Source organism: Streptomyces sp. NRRL B-24085, assembly GCF_001282115.1.
GTDB lineage: Bacteria > Actinomycetota > Actinomycetes > Streptomycetales > Streptomycetaceae > Streptomyces.
Genome location: NZ_LJBR01000073.1, coordinates 1 through 8,700 on the forward strand (window position 1 = coordinate 1; position 8,700 = coordinate 8,700).

Here is an 8,700-nt window from a genome sequence, read left to right on the forward strand (position 1 = left end):
GCGGGACCCGACCCGGTGGCGCGGGGTGGGGCGGGCAGGTGTACCGGCGGACGGACGGGTGGTCGTACGACCCGGGTCTCGGCTGGACCCGCACTCCGCCGGGGTGTGACGGCGGCGCCCGCGCCACTGGCTAGGCTCTCTTGTCGTGCCCGCCAAGAACGAAGGCCCCGAAGAGGGCTCCGCGCCGTCCACCAAGTCCGAACAGACTCGCGCGCTGATCCTGGAGACCGCCATGCGGCTGTTCCAGGAGCGGGGGTACGACAAGACCACCATGCGGGCCATCGCCCAGGAGGCCGGCGTCTCCGTCGGCAACGCGTACTACTACTTCGCCGGCAAGGAGCACCTGATCCAGGGCTTCTACGACCGGATCGCCGCCGAGCACCAGGTGGCGGTCCGGGACGTCCTGGCCCGGGAGAGCGACCTGGAGGCCCGTCTCGCGGGCGTCCTGAAGGTCTGGCTGGACATCGCGCAGCCGTACCACGAGTTCGCGGTGCAGTTCTTCAAGAACGCCGCCGATCCCGACAGCCCGCTCAGCCCCTTCTCACCCGAGTCGGAGCACGCGCGCGTGGAGGCGATCGCCGTCCACCGGGAGGTGCTGCGGGGGGCGACCAGGACGAAGGTGCCCGAGGAACTGCGGGACATCCTCCCGGAGTTGATGTGGCTGTCCCAGATGGGGCTCGTCCTGTACTGGATCTTCGACCGCACGGAGGGCCGGGAGCGCAGTTACCGGCTCGCGGAGCGCGGCGCCCGGATCACCGCGAGGGGCGTGTCGCTGGCGCGCTTCCGCGTGCTCAGGCCGCTCGTGCGGGAGGTGCACGAACTGTTCACGGACTTCCTGCCGGGGATGACCAAGGTGATGCCGGCCCCCGGCAGGAAACCCTAGTCACGTCAGTTGACGGCGTCGACCTCGCCCTCGACCAGTTCGACGTCGTACACCAGCGGCCCCTCCCCCACGACGACGTGCCGCGCGCGCGAGCCGTACGCCGGGGCCGTCGTCGCCAGCAGGTACGTCCCCGGCGCCGGGACCGAGACGATGTACGAGCCGTCGGCCAGCGACTCCACCCGGTCCAGTTGGCGTCCCCCGGCCGACAGCAGCGTGACGGCCGCGCCCCCCACGGGCTCGCCCTCCGCGGTGCGGACGAAGCCGTGGACGGCCGAGGCGGGGCCGCTGTCCGCGCGGGCCGCCGGCGAGGGCGCCGCCTCCTCCTTCGGCTCCACCGCCAGGTGCGGCAGCCGCTTCTCCAGCCCCTTGGGCAGCCACCAGTTGGAGTTGCCGAGCAGGTGCATCGCGGCCGGCACCAGGGCCGTGCGCAGGATGAAGGCGTCCAGGGCGACCGCTGCGGCGAGTCCCACGCCCGCCATGGCGGCGCCCGAGTCGCCGCTGAGGACGAACGCCATGAACACGCAGACCATGATCAGGGCGGCGGAGTTGATGACCCGGCTGGTCTCGGCGAGGCCGACGCGCACCGCGCGCGCGTTGTCGCGTGTGTGCACCCATTCCTCGTGCATGCGGCTCACCAGGAAGACCTGGTAGTCCATCGAGAGCCCGAACAGCAGGGACAGCATGATGACCGGCAGGAAGGCGTTGATCGGGCCCTCCTTGCCGAGACCGAGCAGCTCCAGTCCCCAGCCCCACTGGAAGATCGCGACCAGGACGCCGAAGGACGCCGCGGCGGCGATCAGGTTCATCAGGGCGGCCGTCAGCGGCACCACCAGCGACCGGAAGGCGACCAGCAGGAGCAGGAAGCCGAGTCCGATGATCGTCGCGATGAACAGCGGCAGACGGTCGCCGGTGACGGCCGAGAAGTCCTTCGAAACGGCCGTCACCCCTCCGACGTGCGCCTTCGCCCCGGCCGAGGGGATGACGTCGTCCCGCAGCCGGTCGATGAGCCGGTCCGTCTCCACGGACTGCGGTGAGGTCGTCGGCACGACCTGGATGACGGTGACCCCCCGGGCGGGCGGCAGCGCGGCGACCCGCGCGACGCCGGGCGTGTCCTCGAGGCCCTTGACCAGGGCGCTCGTCTCGCCGCCCTCGGTGACCACCTGGAGCGGTCCGTTGAAGCCCGGTCCGAAGCCCTCGGCGAGCAGGTCGTACGCCTGCCTGGTGGTCGTCGAGGCGTCGTCGTTGCCCTGGTCGGTGGCGCCGAGGCGCAGTGACAGCACCGGAACGGCCAGCACGGCCATGAAGACCAGGGCGAGCGCGGCGGTCCTGCGCGGGCGCTTCTCGACGACCGTCGACCAGCGGGCGGCGAGACCCGAGGCGCCCTCGGGCTCGGGTCCCTCAGCGGCCAGCCTGCGCCGCTGGCGGCGGCTGAGCACCCGCGGGCCGAGGAGGCCCAGCAGGGCCGGCAGAAGGGTTGTTGCGGCCAGGACGCTCAGCACCACGGTCAGCGAGGTGCCGATCACGACGCCGTCCAGGAAGCGCAGTCGCGTCACCAGCATGCCGGCGAGCGCGATGCAGACCGTACCGCCCGCGAACAGCACCGCCCGGCCCGAGGTGTTGAGGGCGGTGACCGCCGCCTCCTCGGGGTCCAGGCCCCGCTGGATGCCCTTGCGGTGCCGGGTGACGATGAACAGCGCGTAGTCGATGCCGACGCCGAGGCCGATCAGGGAGGCCAGCAGGGGGGCGATGTCGGGGACGTCGGTGGTGTGGCTGAGCAGCTGGGTGGCGAACAGGCCCGTGCCCACGCCGAAGACGGCGATCGCGATCGGCAGCGTCATGGCGAAGAACGAGCCGAACGCCAGGAACAGCACGACCGCCGCCGCGATGATGCCGACCGCCTCCGACAGTCCCTGCGGCGGCTCCTGCACACGCTGGATCGCCTGGCCGCCCAGGTCCACCTGGAGGCCGGTCCGCTCGGCCTTCTGCGCGGTGTCGACGACGTCCTGGACGAGTTCCTTCGGCACCTCGTTCGCCCGTTTGACGAAGGTCACCTGGGCGTACGCGATCGTGCCGTCCCGGCTGATCTGCGCGGCTCCACGGGCGTCGTAGGGACTGGTCACCGCCCCGACACCCGGCATCTTCGCCATGTCGTCCAGCGCGGGCCTGATCCGGTCCTGCACCGCCTGGTCCCGCACCGAGCCCTCGTCGACCTTCCAGACCACCGTGTCGGTGTCCCCGGAGGTGCTCGGGAATGCCTTCTCCATCAGGTCGTACGCGCTCTTGGAGTCCGTGTCGGGGAGGGAGAACACGTTCGCGTAGTTCGTGCCCGCCGTCGAGGCCGAGAAGCCCAGCCCGAACAACGCCCCCACCCACAGCAACAGGACCACCAGCCGGTGCCGATAGCACCAGCGTGCCAATACCGCCACGCTCCACACTCCCTGTCGGTCTTCGGTCGGTCCCCCAGGTCCTCGCAACAGGATTGGCGGCACACGCGCGCGTGGACATGAGAGACCCATGACTCACAAGGAACTCCAAAGGGCGAACCGGCCCGGCTGTCAGTGCCCCGGCCGATACTGGGGGCATGACTGGGGGAGAGACGAGAAGTCCGGGCACCGTGCTGGTGGTGGAGGACGAGGAGAGCATCGCCGACGTCCTCGCCATCGCCCTGCGCTACCACCGGTTCGAGGTGATGGTCGCCGGCTCCGTCCGCGAGGCGCTCGCGCTGACCGACCGCACCCGCCCGGACGCGGCCCTGCTGGACGTCATGCTGCCCGACGGCGACGGCCGCGCCCTCGGCCGTGAGCTGCGCGAGCGGCGGCCGGACCTGGCCGTGGTCTTCCTCACCGCGCGGGACTCCCCCGCCGAGATCGTCGGCGCCCTCGGCTTCGGTGACGACTACATCACCAAGCCGTTCAACATCGACGAGGTCGTCGCCAGGATCTCCGCCGTCCTGCGCCGCACCCGCCCGGCCGACGTCCTGCCGCAGCGGCCCCCGCTGCGCTACGGCGACCTGGAGCTGGACGAGACGACGTACTCGGTGCACCGCGACGGCCGCACGGTCCAGCTCACCCCCACCGAGTACGCGCTCCTGCGCTTCCTGGTGCGCAACGGCGGCCGGATCGTCCCCAAGGAGCAACTCCTGCGCCACGTCTGGCAGTACGAGCACACCCCGCCCGAGTCGACCGTCGTCGAGACGTACATCAGCTATCTGCGGCGCAAGCTGGACACCCTGGGACCGCCGGTGATCACCACCAGGCGGGGCGTCGGATACGGGCTCGCATGAGGCTGCGTCCGCCTCGTCGCCGACAGGGCATCCGCTCGCTGCGCGGCAAGCTGACCCTGGCCAATGTGGCGCTGCTCGCGATCGGCATCGTCGCGGCGACCGCCGTGAGCGTGATGGGCATGCGCTACTACCTGCTCGACCAGATCGACAGTCAGCTCATCAAGACCCGGGACTCCTTGGGCGGTTCGCAGCTCACGCTGCGGGAGATCGACTCGCTGAGCATGCTGAGCTTCGTCCGCGACCGGCTCATCCCCACGCACGCGGACGAGGAGCGCTCGGCGGGAACCGTCTTCGCGGCCGTCGACGGCCGGGGCGAGCCGATCGGGATCCTCGGCTTCGACCCGAGCGAGTCCCAGCGGGACCTGGCGAAGGCGGCGGGCGACCCGCGCGCGCTCGCCGCCGACTCCGAGCCGCACGACGTCACCCTGGACGGCTCCACCTACCGCGCCACCGCCGCCCGGCTGGGCGACGGCACGTACGCGCTGCTCGCCGCCCCCACCGACGTCCTGCACCGGGGCGTCGCCAAGGCCGTCAAGCTCGACCTCGCGATCGGCAGCCTGCTGCTCGCCCTGCTGGCCTGTCTGACGATGTTCAGTGTCCGGCGCCGGATGCGGCCGCTGGAGGACATGGTGGAGACCTCCTCGGCCATCGCCGAGGGCGATCTGACCCGGCGCATCCCCTCTAGCTGCGGGACCACCCTGGAGGTCGAGCAGCTCCGGGTCGCCCTCAACTCCATGCTCCACCAGGTCGAGTCGGCGTACCGCACGCGCGAGCGCAGCGCGGCCCAGCTGCGCAGCTTCGTCGCCGACGCCTCGCACGAGCTGCGCACCCCGCTGTCCGCGATACGCGGCTACCTCCAGCTCTACGACAAGGGCATGCTCTCCGACCCGGACGAGCGAAAGCGTGCCTGGGCGCGGGTCCTCGCGGAGACCGACCGGATGGGGCGCCTCGTCGACGAACTGCTCACCCTCGCCCGCCTCGACCAGCAGCCCGAACTGCGCTTCAGGAACGTCGACCTGAGCCGGCTGGTGCGGGACGCGGCCGAGGACCTGCGGGTGCAGCAGCCGGACCGGCCCGTCGAGGTCGCCGCCGAGGGCTCCCTGCTGGTGCGGGCCGACGAGTCGGGGCTCAGACAGGTCCTGGGCAACCTGGTGGGCAACGTGCGCACGCATACGCCTGCCGACGTGCCGGTGCGGCTGGAGGTCGAGCGCGAGGACGGGGTCGTACGGCTGTGTGTCGCCGACGAGGGTCCGGGGCTGTCCGCGGACGACGCGGCCCGCGTCTTCGACCGGTTCTTCCGGGTCGGCGGCGGCGCGGGCAGCGGCCTCGGTCTGGCGATCGTGCAGGGCGTGGTCCGGGCGCACGGCGGTGAGGTGGCGGTGCGCACGGCCCCGGGCGAGGGGCTGGCGGTGACGGTCACGCTGCCGGTGCGGGCGTGCGCGGGGCAGTGACCCGGCGTGCGTCCGCTCAGCCGGCCGTCACGAGGGCCCACACGGTCTTGCCGTGCCGGCCCCGGCTCCACACCCCCCACGCGGCGGCGACGTTCTCCACCAGGTGCAGACCGCGGCCGGTCTCCTCGAACCGGCCGACCACCCGCAGCCGGGGCTCCAGCCGGCCCTCGTCGGACACCTCTATGAGGCAGGAGCCGTCCGCGAGGGCGGTCACCGCGACCTCGAACTCCCGCTCCAGGAGCGGCCCGTGGCGCACCACGTTGGTGGCCAGCTCCGACACCAGCAGCACCGCGTCGGCGAGTGCCGGATCATCCGGTCCGTGCCCCCAGTCGGCCAGATGGTCCCGGACCCGGCGCCGGGCGAGACCGACGGAGGCCGGATGCCGGGGCAGCCGGAAGGAGTTGCGTCTCAGCACGTCTGCTCCTCACCCCGCACACACCTCCGTCACATGGTGCTGCGTGGAGTGGCTGCCCGGCGTCACTCGGGCAAACGTGGGGTCCACGGAAACGCGTCAGGTACGGCGCGACGGTGCCGGGATCAGATCCAGTCGAGGCTCCAGAGCCGGAAGACCCCGGTGCCGTCCGAGAGGTACTGGCCACCGCCGACGTCCTCGCTGGTCACGACGTATTCCTTGGCCTGCCAGAGCGGGATGACCGGGACGTCGCGGGCGACCGACGACTGGACGTCGCGGAAGTCCTGCTCAGCCTCGCCGCGGTCGGCGAAGCGCTGGCTGTCCTGAATCAGACGGTCGACCTCGTGGCTGCTGTAGCCGGTGTTCATGGTGCCGTCGGTGCCGACCAGGGGGGCGCCGTAGGTGTCGGGGTCGGGGTAGTCGGCCACCCAGCCGACCGCGTAGGCGTCGAGCTTCCCGGTCGCCCAGCGCTTCTGGAAGTCGGTCCACTCGTAGCCCTTGAGCGTCACCTCGAACAGGCCGCTCGCCTCGAGCTGCCGCTTGAGCTCCTTGGCCTCCGCGGCGGCCGAACCGCTGTTCAGGCCGTATCCGTAGGTGAATCGGACCGGGGTGCTCACACCGGCCGCCGTGAGCAGGGCCCGTGCCTTCTTGACGCTCGGCTCCGGGTAGGCGTCGAAGAACGACGTGGTGTGTCCGGTGATGCCGGTCGGAATCAGGGAGTAGAGCGGGTCCACGGTGCCCTCGTAGACGGAGGCGGCCAGTTGCTCACGGTTGATCAGCCAGGCCATGGCCTGACGCACCTCGACGTCGTGCAGCGGCTTGCCCGCGCGGGTGTTGAGGTAGAGGTTGCGGACCTCGGAGCTGTCGGCCTCCGAGACGCGCTGACGGGGGTCGCTCGGGTTGAGTCCGGCGAGGACGTTCGGCGGCAGCTGGCGGTAGGCGACGTCGATCCGCTGGGACTTCCAGGCGTCGTTCAGCTTGTCCGAGTCGCCGTAGTAGTCGAGTTCGACGGGGCGGCCGGTGCTCTTGATCTCGCCCTTGTAGTCGCCGTTGGGCGCGAGGAGCGCCCTCTTCCCCTTGGTGTACGCCGTCAGCTCGTACGGCCCGGTGCCGTCCACGCCGCTGTCGGTGCGCAGGGAGTCGGCGGGGTACTTGGTGCTGTCGACGATGGCGCCGGCCCCGGTGGCCACCTTGAACGGGAAGGTGGCGTCGGGCGAGGACAGCCGGAAGGTGACCGTCCGGCCGTCGGCGCCGACCGACTCCAGGGTGTCCAGCAGGGCGGCCGGACCGACGTCCGAGTTGATCTTCTTGACGCGGTCGAAGGAGTACTTGACGTCCTCGGCGGTCATCTCGCGGCCGCTCGGGAACTTGATCCCCTCGCGCAGTTCGCAGCGGTAGGTGCGCAGGTCACTGCCCACGAAGGCGCAGCTCTCGGCGGCGTCGGGCACCGGTGTGGCACTGCCCGGCTCGAAGGCGAGCAGCGACTGGAAGACGTTGTTGAACAGCGCCCATGAACCGGCGTCGTAGGCACCGGCCGGATCGAGTGCGGTGACCTCGTCGGTCGTCCCCACCTTGATCGTCCTGCCCGTCTCCCCGTCGGACGGCAGCAACTGCCAGCCGCCTACCCCCACAGCCCCCAGAACGAGCAGCGTCGCCAGAATCCGCATGCGAACCGAACGCATCGGTTTGCCCTCCCCTGACCCCTTCGGGTCCCCATGCACGTGCCACCCCCTAGTGGCGCGGATCACCTAATCACAGGTGTTTCGCCTGGGGGAAGAGGGATTTGTCGAGTTGGGCAAGACGTTACCGCGAGCAGTTTCGGCCATGTTTCACAGCGTTCTCACAGCACCCGGAGAGCGTCCGCGCCGCGATCAGGCCTGCTTCGACGCCAGTTCGATCACCGTGATGTCCGAGGGGGCTCCGACGCGCGTGGGCGGGCCCCAGGCGCCGGCTCCGCGGCTCACGTACAGCTGGGTGTCGCCGTAGCGCTCCAGGCCGGCGACCGTCGGGTTCGCGGCCTCGGCGAGGAGGTTGCCGGGCCAGAGCTGGCCGCCGTGGGTGTGGCCGGAGAGCTGGAGGTCGACGCCGTGGTCGACGGCGTCGTGGATCTGGACGGGCTGGTGCGCGAGGAGCACGCACGCGCGTGCCGTGTCCCGGTCGCCGAGGGCCTTGGCGAAGTCGGGGCCCTGGCCCTCGCTCTCGCCCGCGATGTCGTTGACACCGGCGAGGTCGAACCAGGGCAGTTCCGTACGGTCGTTCTCCAGCGGACGCAGACCGAGCCGCCGTACCTCCTCGACCCACTGCCCGGCGCCGGAGAAGTACTCGTGGTTGCCGGTGACGAAGAACGAGCCGTGCCGGGCCTCCAGCCGGGCCAGGGGGGCGGCCGCGGGACCGAGGTCCTCGACGCTGCCGTCGACCAGGTCGCCGACGACCGCGATCAGGTCGGGCCGGGTGGAGTTGATGGTGTCGACGACCTTCTGGGCGAAACCGCGGCCGAGCACCGGGCTCAGGTGGATGTCGCTGACCACCGCGATCCGGTAGCCGTGCGCCGCGCGCGGGAGCTTCGCCAGCGGCACGGTGACCCGCTTGACCCCGGGGCCGCGCAGCACGCCGTAGGTGCCCTGGCCGACGGTCCCCACGGCGGCCAGGGCACCTACGGCGTGCTGCGCGG

7 protein-coding genes are annotated in these 8,700 nt (G+C 71.3%); 3 read left to right on the forward strand and 4 right to left on the reverse strand.

All coding sequences use genetic code 11. The features are described 5' to 3' along the window. Nucleotides 1-145 precede the first annotated feature (145 nt). On the forward strand, nt 146-883 hold the full coding sequence (locus AOJ26_RS11185) for a TetR family transcriptional regulator (protein ID WP_053848082.1): 738 nt from the start codon (nt 146-148) through the stop codon (nt 881-883). A 5-nt stretch (nt 884-888) separates the two neighbouring features. Here the strand turns inward: AOJ26_RS11185 and AOJ26_RS11190 are convergent, their stop codons facing one another. Continuing rightward, complete coding sequence (locus tag AOJ26_RS11190; protein WP_053848083.1) at nt 889-3,300, reverse strand: MMPL family transporter; 2,412 nt, start codon at nt 3,298-3,300, stop codon at nt 889-891. A 164-nt stretch (nt 3,301-3,464) separates the two neighbouring features. Here AOJ26_RS11190 and AOJ26_RS11195 point away from each other — a divergent pair, with 164 nt between their 5' ends. Both AOJ26_RS11195 and AOJ26_RS11200 read left to right on the forward strand, forming a co-directional pair. Beyond that, nucleotides 3,465-4,166, forward strand: a complete 702-nt coding sequence (locus tag AOJ26_RS11195; protein ID WP_053848084.1) for a response regulator transcription factor — start codon at nt 3,465-3,467, stop codon at nt 4,164-4,166. Then, nucleotides 4,163-5,617 (forward strand): sensor histidine kinase, encoded by a 1,455-nt coding sequence (locus tag AOJ26_RS11200; protein ID WP_053848085.1) that lies wholly within the window; start codon nt 4,163-4,165, stop codon nt 5,615-5,617. The genes AOJ26_RS11195 and AOJ26_RS11200 overlap by 4 nt, the downstream gene beginning before the upstream one ends. 16 nt (nt 5,618-5,633) lie before the next feature. On the opposite strand, the gene AOJ26_RS11205 is transcribed toward AOJ26_RS11200, so the two are convergent. From AOJ26_RS11205 to AOJ26_RS11215, 3 genes are all read right to left on the reverse strand, one after another. Then, entirely contained in the window at nt 5,634-6,032 is a 399-nt protein-coding gene (locus AOJ26_RS11205; protein WP_053848086.1) for an ATP-binding protein, read from the reverse strand. A gap of 122 nt (nt 6,033-6,154) precedes the next feature. Further along, nucleotides 6,155-7,711, reverse strand: a complete 1,557-nt coding sequence (locus AOJ26_RS11210) for an ABC transporter substrate-binding protein (protein ID WP_053848087.1) — start codon at nt 7,709-7,711, stop codon at nt 6,155-6,157. Between the two features lie 189 nt (nt 7,712-7,900). Beyond that, the coding region (locus tag AOJ26_RS11215) for a metallophosphoesterase (protein WP_199828845.1) at nt 7,901-8,700 on the reverse strand (800 nt) is incomplete at its 5' end.

What these genes read in the sequence shown, in the direction of transcription:
- AOJ26_RS11210 (WP_053848087.1), bottom strand. Translation starts at nt 7,711, where the DNA reads ATGCGTTCGGTTCGCATGCGGATTCTGGCGACGCTGCTCGTTCTGGGG.
- AOJ26_RS11195 (WP_053848084.1), top strand. Translation starts at nt 3,465, where the DNA reads ATGACTGGGGGAGAGACGAGAAGTCCGGGCACCGTGCTGGTGGTGGAG.
- AOJ26_RS11200 (WP_053848085.1), top strand. Translation starts at nt 4,163, where the DNA reads ATGAGGCTGCGTCCGCCTCGTCGCCGACAGGGCATCCGCTCGCTGCGC.